16 protein-coding genes, 1 rRNA gene and 1 riboswitch are annotated in these 16338 nt (G+C 45.2%); of the genes, 3 read left to right on the top strand and 14 right to left on the bottom strand.

Translation table 11 applies throughout. From position 1 onward, the window contains the following. Window positions 1–20: 20 nt before the first annotated feature. Window positions 21–1763 (bottom strand): adenine deaminase C-terminal domain-containing protein, encoded by a 1743-nt coding sequence (locus N667_RS0115490; protein WP_027410398.1) that lies wholly within the window; start codon window positions 1761–1763, stop codon window positions 21–23. Between the two features lie 90 nt (window positions 1764–1853). Between N667_RS0115490 and N667_RS0115485 the strand changes: the two genes are divergently transcribed. Together N667_RS0115485 and N667_RS20380 are read left to right on the top strand one after the other, a co-directional pair. After that, window positions 1854–2093: a DUF2892 domain-containing protein gene (locus N667_RS0115485; protein ID WP_027410397.1), complete on the top strand. Its 240-nt coding sequence runs from the start codon at window positions 1854–1856 to the stop codon at window positions 2091–2093. A gap of 67 nt (window positions 2094–2160) precedes the next feature. Further along, complete coding sequence (locus N667_RS20380) at window positions 2161–2265, top strand: EYxxD motif small membrane protein (protein ID WP_332248977.1); 105 nt, start codon at window positions 2161–2163, stop codon at window positions 2263–2265. On the opposite strand, the gene purD is transcribed toward N667_RS20380, so the two are convergent. The 12 genes from purD to purE all read right to left on the bottom strand — a co-directional run bounded on the left by purD (window position 2228) and on the right by purE (window position 14969). Further along, entirely contained in the window at window positions 2228–3511 is a 1284-nt protein-coding gene (purD, locus tag N667_RS0115480; RefSeq protein ID WP_027410396.1) for a phosphoribosylamine--glycine ligase, read from the bottom strand. The genes N667_RS20380 and purD overlap by 38 nt on opposite strands. A gap of 12 nt (window positions 3512–3523) precedes the next feature. Then, complete coding sequence (purH, locus tag N667_RS0115475) at window positions 3524–5062, bottom strand: bifunctional phosphoribosylaminoimidazolecarboxamide formyltransferase/IMP cyclohydrolase (protein WP_027410395.1); 1539 nt, start codon at window positions 5060–5062, stop codon at window positions 3524–3526. Continuing rightward, window positions 5059–5649 carry a phosphoribosylglycinamide formyltransferase gene (gene purN, locus N667_RS0115470; RefSeq protein WP_027410394.1) on the bottom strand — a complete coding sequence of 197 codons (591 nt, stop codon included), beginning with the start codon at window positions 5647–5649 and terminating at the stop codon, window positions 5059–5061. The genes purH and purN overlap by 4 nt, the downstream gene beginning before the upstream one ends. Then, window positions 5646–6686 carry a phosphoribosylformylglycinamidine cyclo-ligase gene (purM, locus tag N667_RS0115465; protein ID WP_027410393.1) on the bottom strand — a complete coding sequence of 347 codons (1041 nt, stop codon included), beginning with the start codon at window positions 6684–6686 and terminating at the stop codon, window positions 5646–5648. Before purM ends, purN begins: the two co-directional genes overlap by 4 nt. Window positions 6687–6699: 13 nt before the next feature. Beyond that, on the bottom strand, window positions 6700–8121 hold the full coding sequence (gene purF, locus N667_RS0115460) for an amidophosphoribosyltransferase (protein ID WP_027410392.1): 1422 nt from the start codon (window positions 8119–8121) through the stop codon (window positions 6700–6702). After that, window positions 8097–10322: a phosphoribosylformylglycinamidine synthase subunit PurL gene (gene purL, locus N667_RS0115455; RefSeq protein ID WP_027410391.1), complete on the bottom strand. Its 2226-nt coding sequence runs from the start codon at window positions 10320–10322 to the stop codon at window positions 8097–8099. Before purL ends, purF begins: the two co-directional genes overlap by 25 nt. Beyond that, window positions 10306–10992 (bottom strand): phosphoribosylformylglycinamidine synthase subunit PurQ, encoded by a 687-nt coding sequence (gene purQ / locus N667_RS0115450; RefSeq protein WP_027410390.1) that lies wholly within the window; start codon window positions 10990–10992, stop codon window positions 10306–10308. Before purQ ends, purL begins: the two co-directional genes overlap by 17 nt. Beyond that, window positions 10989–11243: a phosphoribosylformylglycinamidine synthase subunit PurS gene (purS, locus tag N667_RS0115445; RefSeq protein ID WP_027410389.1), complete on the bottom strand. Its 255-nt coding sequence runs from the start codon at window positions 11241–11243 to the stop codon at window positions 10989–10991. The genes purQ and purS overlap by 4 nt, the downstream gene beginning before the upstream one ends. After that, complete coding sequence (gene purC, locus N667_RS0115440; protein ID WP_027410388.1) at window positions 11231–11959, bottom strand: phosphoribosylaminoimidazolesuccinocarboxamide synthase; 729 nt, start codon at window positions 11957–11959, stop codon at window positions 11231–11233. Before purC ends, purS begins: the two co-directional genes overlap by 13 nt. A 78-nt stretch (window positions 11960–12037) precedes the next feature. Beyond that, window positions 12038–13330, bottom strand: coding sequence for an adenylosuccinate lyase (gene purB / locus N667_RS0115435; protein WP_027410387.1), 1293 nt, complete (start codon window positions 13328–13330; stop codon window positions 12038–12040). A 33-nt stretch (window positions 13331–13363) separates the two neighbouring features. Next, window positions 13364–14488 (bottom strand): 5-(carboxyamino)imidazole ribonucleotide synthase, encoded by a 1125-nt coding sequence (purK, locus tag N667_RS0115430; RefSeq protein WP_027410386.1) that lies wholly within the window; start codon window positions 14486–14488, stop codon window positions 13364–13366. Further along, a complete protein-coding gene (gene purE / locus N667_RS0115425; protein ID WP_027410385.1) occupies window positions 14481–14969 on the bottom strand; it encodes a 5-(carboxyamino)imidazole ribonucleotide mutase in 489 nt (162 codons plus the stop codon). Before purE ends, purK begins: the two co-directional genes overlap by 8 nt. Before the next feature lie 105 nt (window positions 14970–15074). Further along, a riboswitch (purine riboswitch) is annotated at window positions 15075–15176 on the bottom strand. A gap of 222 nt (window positions 15177–15398) precedes the next feature. Between purE and N667_RS0115420 the strand changes: the two genes are divergently transcribed. After that, a complete protein-coding gene (locus N667_RS0115420) occupies window positions 15399–15851 on the top strand; it encodes an Hsp20/alpha crystallin family protein (RefSeq protein ID WP_027410384.1) in 453 nt (150 codons plus the stop codon). A 178-nt stretch (window positions 15852–16029) separates the two neighbouring features. Here the strand turns inward: N667_RS0115420 and rrf are convergent. After that, window positions 16030–16146 (bottom strand): 5S ribosomal RNA (gene rrf / locus N667_RS0115415). Between the last annotated feature and the right edge of the window lie 192 nt (window positions 16147–16338).

The following is a 16338-nucleotide window of genomic DNA, read 5'->3' as shown; positions in this document are numbered from 1 at the left end:
CAACCTTTTTCTTTTATATTTTAACGCATTATCGACGGAAAGAGTATTGTTTTATTCATAACATCATAAATTCCTTTTTGTGTAATGCGAATATAAGGCAAATGGGTCGATTGGAAAAATAACAGCGAATAAATCGGATCAGCGAAACGGTAGCCTCTTTGTTTCAACAATTCTTTTAACGTATTTTCTTCGTCGATTAACAAATCAATGCTTTTGCGCGACATCATGCCGCCAAGCGGGAGCGGAATCTCATGGATGATTTCCCCGTTTTCCGCTAGCACGATCCCTCCGCCTATTTCATTCATGCGCTCAAACGCTAGCAACATATCTCGTTTGCTTTTTCCAATCAATAAAATATCACCCGTATTTGAGTAGGAACTCACCAATCCTTTCACATGAGTGGCAAACCCTTTGACCACTGTATTGACACGCCATTTCCCATTCCGGTCTACGAGCATTAAAAAGCTTTCATCGTGATCAGTTGACAGTTCATCATGGGCCGTATCGATCAAAATAGAATACGGACGTGTAATGACGGAATTTTCCATATACATTCCGAACGGCATTGAAAATTGTAAATCATCCATTGACAATTGCCAAGTTAAGCGAAGCGGAGACATTCCGTAACAGTCCCAATCAATTGGTGAAAATACATTTTCACATACTCCATCGCGCTTCAGCCAAATGCCTTTCGAAAGCACGCTTACAGGCATCGGATCTTCCTTCTTGCGCAAAAAGTTGATGTTCGCAACCCTGCCTGTAGTAATTGAGCCGTAAAGATGCTCCATACGATAATGGCGCGCAACATTGATTGTTGCCATATGATATGCATCAATAATTGGAACGCCTTTTTCTATGGCGATGCGTATCATTTGATCAATTAACCCTTGCTCGTAAAAGGAAGGTGGAGAGCCGTCCGTTGTGAAAATAAAGCGATCATACTGTTCGATCCCTAATTGTTTTATTTCCTCAAGCAACGTCGGTAAATCAGGACGAATCGAAGAATAGCGCAATGAGACGGTATATCCGTGCAGAAGCCTATAGTATACTTCCTTGCCGGTCATCGCTTCATGATCGCAATCAACCCCCGCCAGCGCCATTTTTGTAAGCGTTTTCTCGGAAGCTCCTGGAAGATGACCTTCCACCAGCTTGTTCAAATGTTTGGCTTCTTGAATCCAATGAAGTATTGTATCATCTCCGGCAAGTAGCCGCGGCCATCCGGTTAACTCTCCAGCCTGCAGCACCGACTTTTGCTTTAACCACTCCTTAACCGTCGCATAAGAAAACCGCTCTTCCTCTTTTTGTAGCTCCGTTTGCCCATCCAAGCGGCACCACCAATACATTGTTGTTGGAAACGATTCCATTTTCTTTAAAAAAGAAAACGCTTTCTTTTTTGGTAATTGCAAAACAAGAAATAAATTATCGCTGATCATCGTCGTTGTCCCGAATTTCGCCGCATATTCAGCAAGGGTTTGGGGATTATATAATTGAAACGGATGCGCATGTGGCTCGATATAACCTGGAACTAAATAATAATTACTGCAATCGACCACTTCGCATTGTTCAAGATTACTCGGGAGACGTTCGCCCGCATACACGATGCGGTCATGGTGAATCCAAATGTTTCCTTTAACCCATTGACGCAAATATGAATGTAAATAAGTAGCATTTTTCAGTAGCTTCATGGGCGACCGTTTTCCATCGATCGTTGACATTTGCTCTCGCAATTGCTCACTTTTCCATCGGTAACGTTGTTCGACCATATACATCCCCGTTTCTTTTTCCTAAATTGTACCATACAATCATTTTATCGCATTAAAGCCATTTTCACAAACAAAAAGAGGAGGAAATATATGGTCAAGGTAAATATCGGCATATGGAATGCCTTGATTCGAATTACGTGCGGTTTGACGATACTTGCTTGGGCCACTGCAAAAATGGTCAAGCGTCCTTGGCGCGATTCATATATCATTGTCGCCATGTTAGCAGCAATGAAAGTGGCAGAAGGAATTACCCGTTTTTGCCCGCTCACCGCATTATTTGAAAAATATCAACAACAAGAAGAGAACAAACAGCCGGTAAATCCGACATAATGACTAAAAAGGGCTGACTTCAACGAGCCAGCCCTCAAATCTATTCGTAATAAGGAGAGAATTGACGATGGTGCTTGAATATATGACGGATATGTCCTTTGTCCTTGCCATGCTGATTGGTGGAATTATTGCCCTTACTTTTGTTTACGTTCGGAAGAAGCGCGTGAGATAGCCTTATAGCCGATATCGCTTCGGTAAAACAGCTGACCGCAGTGCACCTTGGCGATTTCTTTGTATACTTCCTGCTGCGCTTTTTCAAGCGTATCTTCTTTTGCTGCAATAAGAAGAACGCGCCCTCCGTTAGTGCGCAACACCCCGTCCTCCATTTTCGTTCCAGCATGGAATACGAGCGTGCTTTCTTTTAGTTCCTTCAATCCTTCAATGGCCGCTCCTCTTTCATACGCATCCGGATAGCCTTTAGAAGCTAAGACGACGCCGATCACACTTTCCTGTGACCACGTCAATGTCGTCTCTTTTCCTTCTAATAAATCGATGATCCACTGGATAAGATCGTTCTCTAATCGCGGCAAGACGACTTGCGCTTCTGGATCACCGAAGCGAGCATTAAATTCAATCACTTTCGGCCCTTGAGCAGTCGCAATTAATCCTGCGTACAACACGCCGGTAAACGATCGTCCCTCGGCTACAAGCGCTTTAGCAATTGGATGTATAATGTGTTCCACCGCTTGCTGTATGACTTCATCCGCAATTTGCGGAACAGGCGAATAAGCCCCCATGCCGCCAGTGTTCGGTCCTTCATCGTTATCAAAAGCGCGCTTATGATCTTGCGCAATCGTCATCGGGTATGCCTTGTCACCATGTACAAAGGCCATCAGCGAAAACTCTTCCCCTTCTAAAAACTCTTCAATAACTACTTGTTGGCTTGCTTCTCCAAATTTTTTTTCCACCATCATCTCATGCAGCGCATCAAGCGCTTCTTGAAGCGTCATCGCGACAGTGACGCCTTTTCCAGCCGCAAGCCCATCCGCTTTAATTACAATCGGCGCACCTTTTTGTTCAATATACGCTTTCGCCTCTTCATAAGACGTAAATGATTCATACTCGGCCGTCGGCACGTCGTATTTTTTCATAATGTCTTTAGCAAATGCTTTGCTTCCCTCGATAAGCGCAGCTTCTTTGCGCGGTCCAAAAATACGCAATCCTTCTTCTTGAAAACGATCAACGATCCCATTTAAAAGCGGCGCCTCTGGACCGACAATGGTCAAGTCAATTCCTTCTTCTTTAGCAAAATGGACAAGAGATTCCGTATCATGCTCGTCAATAGGAACAAGTTGTGCGATCTCTGCGATGCCGGGATTTCCCGGTGCAGCATACAATTTAGTAACAAGAGGACTTTGCGCCGCCTTCCAAGCAATAGCATGCTCTCGCCCGCCGCGACCAATAATGAGCACTTTCATCTATTTCACTCCTTAATGTTTAAAATGGCGCACACCAGTGAAGACCATAGCGATTCCGTATTCGTCTGCCTTTTTGATTGAATCTTCATCGCGAATCGATCCACCTGGTTGGATAATGGCTGTCACTCCCGCTTTTGCGGCTGCTTCGACTGTATCATCCATCGGGAAAAACGCGTCAGATGCTAGTGCTGCGCCATGCGCTTTTTCACCTGCTTGCTCAATGGCAATTTTCGCGGCGCCAACACGGTTCATTTGGCCTGCTCCAACGCCAATAGTCATACAATCTTTTGCAAGCACGATCGCATTAGACTTTACATGCTTGACCACTTTCCAAGCAAGCTTCAAATCTTCCCACTCTTTTTCCGTCGGTTCGCGCTTCGTCACAACTTTGATGTTGGCATCCTCAAGCGTATAACGGTCTTCGTCTTGCACCAACAATCCGCCCTGCACTGATACAAAAAACGGTTCAGGCTTTCGCTCAGATGCAAAATCGATCGTTAACAAGCGGATATTTTTCTTCTGGGTTAAAATCTCTAGCGCTTCTTCGCTAAAAGACGGCGCGATAATAATTTCTAAAAAGATTTCATGCATTTTTAATGCCGTGTCACGGTCAACTTCTCTATTTAAAGCAACAATGCCGCCAAAAATCGAGGTTGGATCCGCTTCATAGGCTCTCGTGAACGCTTCAAAAATCGTCTCGCCTACCCCTACGCCGCACGGATTCATATGTTTCACGGCCACTGCTGCCGGCTCTGTAAATTCCTTCACAATTTGTAGCGCCGCATTCGCATCGTTAATGTTGTTATAGGATAACTCTTTTCCGTGCAGCTGTTTTGCTGCTGCAATTGAGAACAAAGACCCAAGCGGCTTCCGATAAAAGGCCGCGCTTTGATGCGGGTTTTCGCCGTAGCGCAAATCTTGTTTTTTCTCAAACGTGACCGTCAACGATTCTGGATAGCGCTCGCCTGCCATGTTCGTTAAGTACTCGGCAATCATGGCATCGTAGGCAGCGGTATGGCGGAATACCTTGGCTGCCAGTTTTAGTTTTGTTTCTTGAGAGACTGTTCCGTGTTCTTCTAATTGCTGCAATACAATGTCGTAATCGGCTGGATCGACCAGAACCGTCACATATTGATGATTTTTCGCTGCAGCGCGAAGCATCGTTGGACCGCCAATATCAATATTTTCAATCGCTTCGGCAAACGTCACACCGCTTTTCGCAATCGTTTGCTGGAACGGATATAAATTGACAACAACTAAATCGATCGGTTGAATGCCGTGCTCATTTAACTGCTTATGGTGGTGCTCATCATCACGAATGGCAAGCAACCCGCCATGAATCATCGGATGAAGCGTCTTGACACGCCCGTCTAAAATTTCCTGAAATCCTGTCACGTCTGAAATACTAATAACAGGAATTCCTTCCTGTTCTAACGTTTTTTTCGTCCCGCCGGTTGAGATGATTTCCACCCCTAATTCCGCTAGTCGTTTTGCGAATGGAACGATTCCCTCTTTATTGGAAACGCTCAATAAAGCGCGTTTAACGTTCATGATTGTTCGACCCTTTCCTCCAATTGTTCAAGCAATGTTTTTAACACTTCTGGATATAATTGATGTTCGAGCTGATGAATGCGCATTTCCAGCTCCTCAAGCGACTCTCCGTCATGAATCGGAATCGCGCGCTGGGCAATGATCGGCCCTGTATCCATTCCTTCGTCCACATAATGAACCGTCACCCCCGTCACTTTCACGCCAGCACGATACGCTTGTCCAATCGCATCCTTCCCTGGAAAAGCCGGCAAAAGAGAAGGGTGAATGTTGACAATTCTCCCTTCATAAGCCGCAAGAAGCGTCGGCCCAATAAGCCGCATATAGCCAGCGAGAACGATGAAATCCACTTCTTTTGCGCGCAAATGCTCTAAAATTTCCCTCTCAAAGTCAGCCTTTGCTGCATAGTCTTTTGCTCGAAATATAAAAGCAGGAATACCTTCCGTTTTCGCTCTCTCAATGACCTTCGCTTCCGGGCGATCGCATATAAGCAAGGCAATTTCCGCTTGTAACATTCCGTGTTTTACCGCATCAACAATGGCTTGAAAGTTCGTGCCGCTTCCCGAGGCGAAAATAGCAATCCGCTTCATTCCATCTTCCCTCCAGCGAACACAACTCCCTCGCCCTTTTTCACACGTCCAATCAAATACGCCTTTTCCCCAAGCTGCTCTAAGCGTTCAATGATCGGGTGGATCATTTCGCTGTCGACAGCCATTACTAACCCGATTCCCATGTTAAAAATATTAAACATCTCTTTTCGAACAAGGTTTCCCTTTTCCTGAAGCAAATCAAAAATAGCTGGAATCGGCCAAGAGCCGTAATCGATTTCCGCACACAAACCGTTTGGCAACATCCGCGGAATATTCTCGATAAAACCGCCTCCTGTAATATGCGCCATGCCTTTAACTTCAAATTCTTTCATCACTGCAAGCAGCGGTTTTACATAAATGCGTGTCGGTTTCAGCAGTTCTTTTCCTAAAGGAACGGTTAAATGTCCGTAAGTTTCATGCAAACTCAACTTTGCTTCCTCAAGCAAAATTTTCCTTACAAGGGAGTAGCCGTTGCTGTGAATGCCGTTTGAGGCAAGACCGATCAACGCATCACCTTCTTGAATGCTCGCACCCGTTACCAGTCCCGATTTTTCAGCAATTCCAACAGCAAATCCCGCTACATCGTATTCTTCCTCTTGGTACATTCCCGGCATTTCCGCCGTTTCTCCCCCGATCAACGCGCAGCCTGCCTGTACACAGCCATCAGAAATCCCTTTAACAATTTGCTCAATTTTTTCAGGAACCGCTTTTCCGCAGGCGATATAGTCTAGGAAAAAGAGCGGCTCCGCACCCTGGACGACAATGTCATTGACGCACATGGCGACACAATCGATGCCGATCGTATCGTGTTCGTCCATCATAAATGCGAGCATCAGCTTTGTTCCGACTCCGTCTGTTCCCGATACCAATACCGGCTCTTTATATCCAAGCTTCGATAAGTCAAACATGCCGCCAAATCCGCCAAGCCCGCCAAGCACTTCCGGACGAACCGTTTTTTGTACATGTTTTTTCATGAGCGAGACCGCTTTGTACCCCGCTTCAATGTCGACGCCCGCTCGTTTATATGCCTCCGCCACCTCAAATCCTCCTTTATTGCTTTACCGTGTGTTGTGTGTATTGTGATACATTGCTACATGTATTTGTCCGATATTCCCCTGTAAAACACGCCATACATTGGCCACGAAGCGGAGAATCGCTCGGACGACCAATCGCTTCCAGCAATCCTTCATGGCTTAAAAACGCCAAAGAGTCCGCTCCGATCATTTGCCGAATTTCTTCAACCGAATGAGCTGAAGCGATCAATTCTTCTTTTGTTGGCGTATCAATACCGTAAAAACAAGGATGCGTAATCGGCGGCGAACTAATGCGGACATGCACTTCTGTCGCTCCCGCTTCCCGAAGCATCTTAACAATTCGTCTGCTTGTCGTTCCCCGAACGATGGAATCATCAACCATCACGACCCGTTTTCCTGCCACTACACCGCGGACAGGCGACAGCTTCATTTTCACGCCCTGCTCCCGCAACGCTTGCGATGGCTGAATAAAGGTCCGCCCTACGTAACGATTTTTAATTAAACCGAGTTCATATGGGATTCCTGTCGCTTCTGCGTAGCCAATGGCAACCGAAATGCTCGAATCCGGCACTCCGGTGACAACATCCGCTTCCACCGGCGCTTCTAAAGCGAGGCGCTTGCCCAAATTTTTCCGCGCCGTATGAATGTTAATGCCATCGACATTGCTGTCAGGACGGGCAAAGTAAATGTACTCCATACTGCAAATGGAGCGAGGTCTTTTTTCAGCGAAACGTTCTGAATGAAGCCCTTCACGGCTAATAATAATAAGCTCGCCTGGCTCTACTTCCCGCTCATACGTTGCTCCCACAACGTCAAAGGCGCATGTTTCCGATGCCACAACGTATGCATCACCAAGTCTTCCGATCGATAGCGGTCGAAATCCGTTTGGATCAAGTGCAATATATAATTCTGTTTCAGTAAGTAAAAGGAAGGCAAAAGCCCCCTCTAGGTAGTTTAGTGCTACTTTAATCTGTTCTTTCAATGTCGGAGCCATGCTGCGGCGAATGAGATGAGCGAACACTTCTGTATCCGACGTCGTTTGAAAAATACTTCCTTGCTGCTCAAGGCGGTATTTGAGCTCGGCGGCATTGACCAAGTTGCCGTTATGCGCCAAAGCAATACTGCCGCTTTGGGAACGGAATAGCAGAGGCTGCACATTTTCGTAGCCTCCGCCTCCAGCTGTCGCATAGCGCACATGCCCGATTGCCGCACTTCCGCTTAATTGTTGCAGCCCTCCGTTACTAAATACTTCTGTCACTAACCCGAGTCCTTTATGTCCTTTTAATGTTTCGCCATTTGCGACAACAATTCCGGCACCCTCTTGCCCGCGGTGCTGCAGACTATGCAAACCGTAATACGTTAATTGTGCCGCCTCTTTATGTCCCCAAATGCCAAAAATGCCACACTCTTCGTTTAATCCTTTGATTTCAGCAAGCATGGAATAGCTCCTTTCCACACGCTTCTCATTTGTTCAACTGGAAGATGAATTGCTGTTTCGCCTGTTTCCGTTTCGATATGGAGCATCGCGTCATCCGTTACTTCACCAATTTTCGTTGCTTTCACTAATTGCTCAAACGCAGCCTGATGTTCTTTTTTCACAGACACGACAAAACGGGATTGTGTTTCGCCAAACAGCTGTGCGACGACATCTCCGCTTAATGTCACTTTTGCCCCTAAACCATCGGCATTCATTACACATTCCGCCAAAGCCACCGATAATCCGCCTTCTGCGACATCATGAGCCGACTCGATGAGCCCCGCGCGAATCGCTGCAAGAAGCGCTTGCTGGCGTTCGGCTTCAACATTTAAATCGATGCTTGGCGCTTTTCCGAAAATGCGTCCTTCTAATAGTTTCTGTAACTCGCTGCCGCCAAATTCTTGTTTTGTCTCACCGATCACATAAATAGCGTCGCCTGCTTGCTTAAACGATTGCGTCGTTATATGGTTTACATCTTCGATCAATCCAACCATACCAACAACAGGAGTTGGATACACAGCTTCCCCGTTTGTTTCGTTATAAAGCGACACGTTTCCGCTGATGACCGGCGTTGCCAGCGTCCGGCATGCTTCGCTCATGCCGTCAACCGCTTTTTCAAGTTGCCAGAAAATCTCCGGCTTTTCTGGATTGCCAAAATTTAAGCAATCGGTGACAGCAAGCGGCTTTGCTCCCGAGCAAACGACGTTGCGTGCCGCTTCAGCGACCGCAATTTTTCCGCCTGTTTCTGGATCTAAATAAATGTAACGCGAATTGCAATCTGTCGTCATCGCCAGCGCCTTCTTTGTGCCGCGAATGCGCACAACCGCTGCATCAGAACCCGGTGCAACGACTGTGTTGGTCCGTACCATATAGTCGTATTGGTCATATACCCATTCTTTGCTTGCAATGGTCGGTTGTGCTAACAATGAAAGAAGTGTTTGTTCATAGTTTTCCACATGCGGAATATATTCAATCTGTTGAAATTCTTGATAATAGGCCGGTTCTTTTGATGGTTTATGATAAACAGGCGCATCTTTTGCTAATGCATCCACTGGAATTTCTGCTGCCACTTCCCCTTGAAAGTAAAGGCGAAGCATTTTATCGTCCGTTACTTTTCCGATCGCTTTCGCTTCAAGTCCGTATTTTGCAAATAAATCGTAAATTTCTTGTTCGCGTCCTTCTTTCACAACAAGGAGCATGCGTTCTTGCGACTCAGAAAGCATCATTTCATACGGTGTCATGCCTGATTCACGCTGCGGTACTAAATCCAAGTTCATCTCAATACCGACCCCGGCCTTGCTCGCCATTTCAGCAGAAGAACTCGTTAGTCCGGCAGCCCCCATATCCTGAATGCCGACTAACGCGTCGGATCGAACGACTTCCAAGCACGCCTCAAGCAACAGCTTCTCCATAAATGGGTCGCCCACTTGCACAGCCGGACGTTTTGCTTCCGATTCCTCTGTTAACTCTTCAGAAGCAAAAGTTGCTCCATGGATGCCGTCGCGTCCCGTTTTCGCTCCTACATACATCACAGTGTTGCCAATACCGGATGCCACGCCGCGCTGAATATCTTCATGGCGAATCAACCCGACGCACATCGCATTGACTAAAGGATTTCCTTCATAGGATGGATCAAATTGCACTTCGCCGCCGACGGTTGGAATCCCGACACAGTTACCGTAGCCAGCGATGCCAGCGACAACATGTTCAAACAAATATTTCACACGCGGAGACGTCAGTTCACCAAAACGCAATGAGTTCAATAGCGCGATTGGACGCGCTCCCATCGAAAACACATCGCGGATAATGCCGCCGACACCCGTCGCCGCGCCTTGGTATGGCTCAATCGCTGAAGGGTGGTTATGGCTCTCGATTTTAAAGGCGACCGCCAATCCGTCGCCAATATCGACAATCCCCGCTCCTTCTCCCGGTCCTTGCAAAACATGCTCACCTTCTGTCGGGAACTTTTTCAATACCGGCTTTGAATTTTTATAGCTGCAATGCTCCGACCACATCACCGAAAAAATACCTGTTTCCGTATAGTTAGGCAAACGGCCGAGAATACGCTCTACCATCGCGAATTCTTCATCCGTCAATCCCATTTCACGATATAACTTTTCTTCTTTAATCGTTGTTGGACTTGGCTCAAGAAGTAACGACATGTGCTTCCCTCCAGTATCTCACAATTGATTGAAACAGCTTTAATCCGTCCGCGCCGCCAAGCAAAGCGTCAACCGCGCGCTCTGGATGCGGCATCATGCCAAGCACGTTTCCTCTTTCGTTCATAATGCCGGCAATATCCTCTAGGCTTCCGTTTGGATTTTCTCCGTGGTAACGGAACACGATTTGCCGGTTCTCAACAAGCTTTTTCAACGTTTCTTCATCGCAATAATAATTGCCTTCGCCATGGGCAATTGGAATTGTAATGACTTCGCCTTGTTCATACATAGATGTAAACATCGTGTCGTTGTTTTCCACCCGCAGTGCAACAGGGCGGCAAATAAACTTTAAGCCGTTATTGCGGCGCATCGCCCCAGGCAGCAGTCCTGCCTCAAGCAAAATTTGAAATCCGTTGCATACCCCAAGAATCGGCTTCCCTTCTTCCGCCGCTTTTTGGATCGCTTTCATAACATTAGAAAAACGGGCAATGGCTCCCGAGCGGAGATAGTCGCCGTAAGAAAAGCCTCCTGGAAGTAAAATACCGTCAAATTCATCAAGATTATCAGCATCATGCCATACGTACTCGACATCTTCCCCTAGTTCGTCCTTAATTGCATGATACATGTCGACATCGCAATTTGAACCCGGGAATACAATCACTGCAAATTTCACTGCACCACTACCTCCTCGATCTCATATCGGTAGTCCTCAATCACTGTATTTGCTAATAATTTTTCGCACATGTCGCGCACGATTTCTTCGATATTTCGTTCGCTTTTCTCAATCATAAGTTCCATAAATTTACCGATTCTTACATCCTGTACTTCATGATAAGACAAGCTATGAAGCGCTCCTTTAACCGCGTTTCCTTGCGGATCTAACACATTTTCACGCAACGTAACATATACTTTTACTTTGTACATTCTGTTTGTCCCCCTAGTCTTTGTAAAATAATTTCGTAAGCATCCGTTAAATTTCCTAAATCACGGCGAAATACATCTTTATCAAATTTTTCATTTGTCTCTATATCCCATAAACGACAAGTGTCAGGAGAAATTTCATCCGATAGTATGATCTTTCCATCGCTATCGAATCCGAATTCTAGCTTAAAATCCACTAAACGGACATCACATTTTTGAAAATGCTCAGTGAGGATCTCATTGACTTTTAAAGCATAGTCCTTCAAAACAGCAATTTGCTCTGAAGTGGCTAGCTTTAAAATGGCAATGTGGTCTTCCAACAAAAGAGGATCGCCAAGTTCGTCATTTTTGTAATAGAATTCAATCAGCGGTTTTTCTAGGCTCGTCCCTTCCGCGATGCCAAGCCGCTTTGCCAAACTTCCAGCGACATAATTGCGGACAACAACTTCAAGAGGAATAATCGTTACTTTTTTAACAAGCTGCTCTGTTTCGGATAGTTTTTGAATAAAATGATTCTCAACGCCCGCTTGATGAAGCTTCATAAATAGCAAGCTCGTGATTTCATTGTTTAAGCGCCCTTTTCCAGCGATCGTTGCTTTCTTTTCACCGTTAAACGCTGTTGCGCTATCTTTATATTCGATCCAAAGAACATTTTCTGCATCTGTTAAATACACTTTTTTTGCTTTTCCTTCATAAAGTAATTCCAGTTTTTTGACCATGGTAAAGGCCCCCTAGACAGAATATTGGGAATTTTCCCTTTATCGCGCAGGTAGGGGAAACCTTACCTGCGCACCTTTTTATAATCCGATCCGTTCAAAAATCGTATCAACATGCTTTAAATGGTAGTTGTAATCAAAGCAATCATCGATTTCCTCTTTTGTTAAACGGCTTGTAATCGTCGCATCCGCCTCAATCAATGAACGGAACGGCACTTGTGTTTCCCATGCCTCCATTGCTTTTGGCTGCACTAGATCGTACGCTTCTTCACGCGTCATTCCCTTATCAATGAGCGCAAGCAATACGCGCTGTGAATAAATCAGACCAAGCGTGCGGTCCATATTACGCTTCATGTTCTCTGGGAACACTGTTAAGTTTTTGACGATGTTCGCAAAACGATTCAACATATAGTTCAAGGCAATCGTCGCATCCGGCAAAATAATGCGTTCTGCCGATGAGTGGGAAATATCGCGTTCATGCCAAAGCGGCACGTTCTCATAAGCCGTCAACATATAGCCGCGGATCACGCGCGCCATTCCTGTCATGTTTTCTGAACCGATTGGATTGCGTTTGTGCGGCATTGCTGAGGACCCTTTTTGACCTTTCGCGAAAAATTCTTCGACTTCACGCGTTTCGCTTTTTTGTAAGCCGCGAATTTCAACGGCGAACTTTTCAATCGATGTCGCAATGAGCGCCAATGTCGCCATATAGTGCGCATGACGGTCACGCTGGAGCGTCTGTGTTGAAATTGGTGCTGGATCTAGGCCAAGTTTTTCGCATACGTATTTTTCAACAAATGGATCAATGTTCGCATACGTTCCGACAGCACCAGAAATTTTCCCGACACGAACGGTTTCCGCTGCTTGTTTGAAACGCTCTAAGTTACGTTTCATTTCCTCATACCAAAGCGCCAGTTTCAAGCCGAACGTCGTCGGCTCGGCATGAACGCCGTGTGTACGGCCCATCATCACTGTGTACTTATGTTCTTGTGCCTTCTCTTTTAAAACTTGAATAAAATTCTCTAAATCCTTAAGTAAAATTTCGTTTGCTTGCTTTAATAAGTACGATAGCGCCGTATCGACCACGTCTGTCGAAGTCAATCCGTAATGCACCCACTTGCGCTCTTCACCCAATGTTTCAGAAACCGCTCGGGTAAAAGCGACAACATCATGGCGCGTTTCCTCTTCGATTTCTTTAATTCGCTGAATATCAAACGAAGCGTTCTCGCGAATTTTCGCCACATCTTCTCTTGGAATGATGCCAAGCTCTGCCCAAGCTTCGCATGCTAAAATTTCTACTTCCAGCCATGCTTTGAAGCGATTTTCTTCCGTCCAAATCGCCCCCATCTCTGGTCTTGTGTACCGTTCAATCATCGTTCATCCTCCTTTTGCTTCAAACGACTGTCATTACGTCCAAATTTTCAAAGCATCAATATGTTGCAATGCCACATCCACAGTTTCAGCAAGCACGGTAACATGTCCCATTTTCCGTTTTTTCTTCGCCTCTTTTTTTCCATACAGATGAAGATGCATATTAGACATATTTGGAATAGCTTCCACGATTGGCTGTGTATGCTCTCCTAAAATATTGACCATTACAGCCGGCTTCAGCAATTCTGTACTGCCTAAAGGCCAATTGCAAACAGCGCGAATATGCTGCTGAAATTGAGATGTCGCACAAGCATTAATTGTATAATGACCTGAGTTATGTGGTCTAGGGGCAAGTTCATTAATATAAATATCTCCGTCTTTAGTCAAAAACATTTCTACTGCGAGTGTACCCACCAATTCAAAATGCTCGGCAAGCGTTTTGGCATACTGAACCGCTTTTTGTGCAACATCGGACGAAATTCTTGCTGGAACGATCGTTTTATGCAAAATATTATCGACATGAATGTTTTCAGCCACTGGAAATACGCGCGTATCTCCCCATCCATTTCTCACTACAATAACAGAAATCTCTTTATCAAACGAAACCCAGCCTTCTAGTACACAACGGCCCGACTGCAACAGTGACAAAGCAGATTGAACATCTTTTTGGCTGCGAATCACAAACTGTCCTTTTCCGTCATAGCCACCCCGGCACGTTTTTAGCACACATGGAAAACCGATTGTATCCACTGCCTTGAACAGCTCTTCCGATGATTCAACTTCAATGTAAGGAGCAACTGGAAGACCCGCAGCGGTAATAGCTTGCTTTTCAGTTCCCCGATCTTGAGTAATGCTTAATAGCTTGCTTCCTTGTGGAACATACGAATGCTCGACAAGCCAGTCTAACGCAATTGCATCGATATTTTCAAATTCGTACGTAATAACGTCACTGACACTAGCTAGCTTTTGAATCGCTTCTAAATCGCTATATTCTCCTGTAATTTCGATATCCGCAACTTGACCGCATGGAGAATCCGGCACAGGGTCTAGCACAGCAACACGAAACCCCATTTCTTTCGCCGAAATAGCCATCATTCTGCCGAGCTGTCCGCCCCCGATAATGCCGATTGTTTGCCCAGGAACGATTGTTTTTTTATTCAAGACGATCACTACTTTCTAACACTTCTTGGCGAATTTGTTCTCTTCTTTGTTTTAATGCTTCCATATATTTTGGTTCATAGATGCCAAGCATAGCTGCGGCTAGTAATCCTGCATTTGTTGCACCTGCTTTTCCGATCGCTACCGTTGCTACCGGCACTCCTCCAGGCATCTGCACAATAGATAAAAGCGAATCCAAGCCATTCAGTGCTTTTGATTGGACAGGCACGCCGATAACCGGAAGCGTTGTTTTAGCGGCTACCATTCCTGGCAAATGAGCAGCTCCCCCAGCCCCAGCAATAATAACCTTAATTCCCCTTTTTTCAGCTGTTTCAGCATATTCAAACATGTAATCGGGTGTCCGATGTGCCGAAACCACCTTTTTTTCAAACGGAATATGCAGTTCGTCCAATATATCACAAGCATATTTCATCGTTTCCCAATCGGATTGACTTCCCATAATTACACCAACAAGCGGCTGCATCTATGCTCACCTCGTTTTTTACATATAAAAACCCAGAACAAGCGTTCCTTTTAAAGGGAAAGCATCGTTCTGGGCATAGTTTGACCATAAAAAGGCAAAAAAAGCCATACCGATCCTTTCCCTCATAGTCCAATAATTTACGGTTATTGGGTAGAGACTTCTGGGCCATATTCCCAAAATTATATGAGGGGTATTCTGAAGTTACCATTATCTTATCAATGTTTTTGCAGAACTGTCAACATAAAATCGAACATTTTTGATATAAAAGAAATGAACGTTCGGTTTTTGCTTTAATATCACCAATTAGTGATTAAAACATATGATAAAATATCACAAACATCGGTTGTTAGTGATGAGTTCTGATCTTCCGAAATAAGGGGATAACACTTCTCAGCTTCCTGTATCTTAAAAGTAAAGGGGGAAAACGACATGAAGCAAAATCCGTTTGGACCGTTCCCCGACTGGACAAAGCATTGGGAAGATTTTTTAAGTGGTGAGTTTTGGGGGAATTTTCAGCCCTTTTTTCCATCTACATCTAACAAGAAATCATCTAGTATTTCTGGGGTGAACGTATACCGAAGAGATAATGAACTGTTGATTGTAGTGTGTCTGCCTGGTTTAGAAAGTATCGATCATGTAGAGCTATATACGTACTATAAAACGTTAGAAATTAAAGCGACCATTAATTTACAGTTTAAAGGATTTGAACTGATTGAAGAAGGGATTTCCCAAGGGACATGGGAAAAAACAATCCCTCTTCCGTTTGCGGTAAAAGAAGAACGAATTGAAGCAACATATCACCACGGACTATTAATGATTCATCTCCATCGCCTCATTCCAGATACTCGAAAGAAACGAATTGAAATTAAAAAGGTTGAATAAAAAGCGACTAACCTCTAAAAAAAGGTTAGTCGCTTTTCCTTTTTGTTTCAGCACCTTTTTTCGATAGGGTGCTTTTTCTGTTTTATGGGGGAGAGGATTTAATGGCGTTAATAAAAACGCAACATCTGTTGGACAAAAAAAATTAGAGAACTGGTTGCCCAATCTCTAATTTCTGTCCGCCTAGCGACGTCCTACTCTCGCAGGGGCGCTAGCCCCAACTACCATCGGCGCTGGAGAGCTTAACTTCCGTGTTCGGGATGGGAACGGGTGTGACCTCTCCGCCATCGTCACTAGACGGTCTGAAGGATGGTTCCTTCAAAACTAGATAACAGTGAGTGATGAAGAAAGGATGCGGTATCTCCGCTTTTCGTGTTGTCTAGCTTCGGCTCCTAGCCCCTCGAATCGCTTCTGTCCTGCTGCGGCGGCAACAGCCTCCTCGCAGGCCTTCCGCTCTCTTCGTGGCTATACAGTCGCCTTCGCTTTTCTT

It is taken from the genome of Anoxybacillus tepidamans PS2 (genome assembly GCF_000620165.1).
Taxonomy (GTDB): domain Bacteria; phylum Bacillota; class Bacilli; order Bacillales; family Anoxybacillaceae; genus Anoxybacteroides; species Anoxybacteroides tepidamans_A.
Note: the sequence above shows the minus strand (reverse complement) of the source record. Positions and strands in the feature narration are given on the sequence as shown.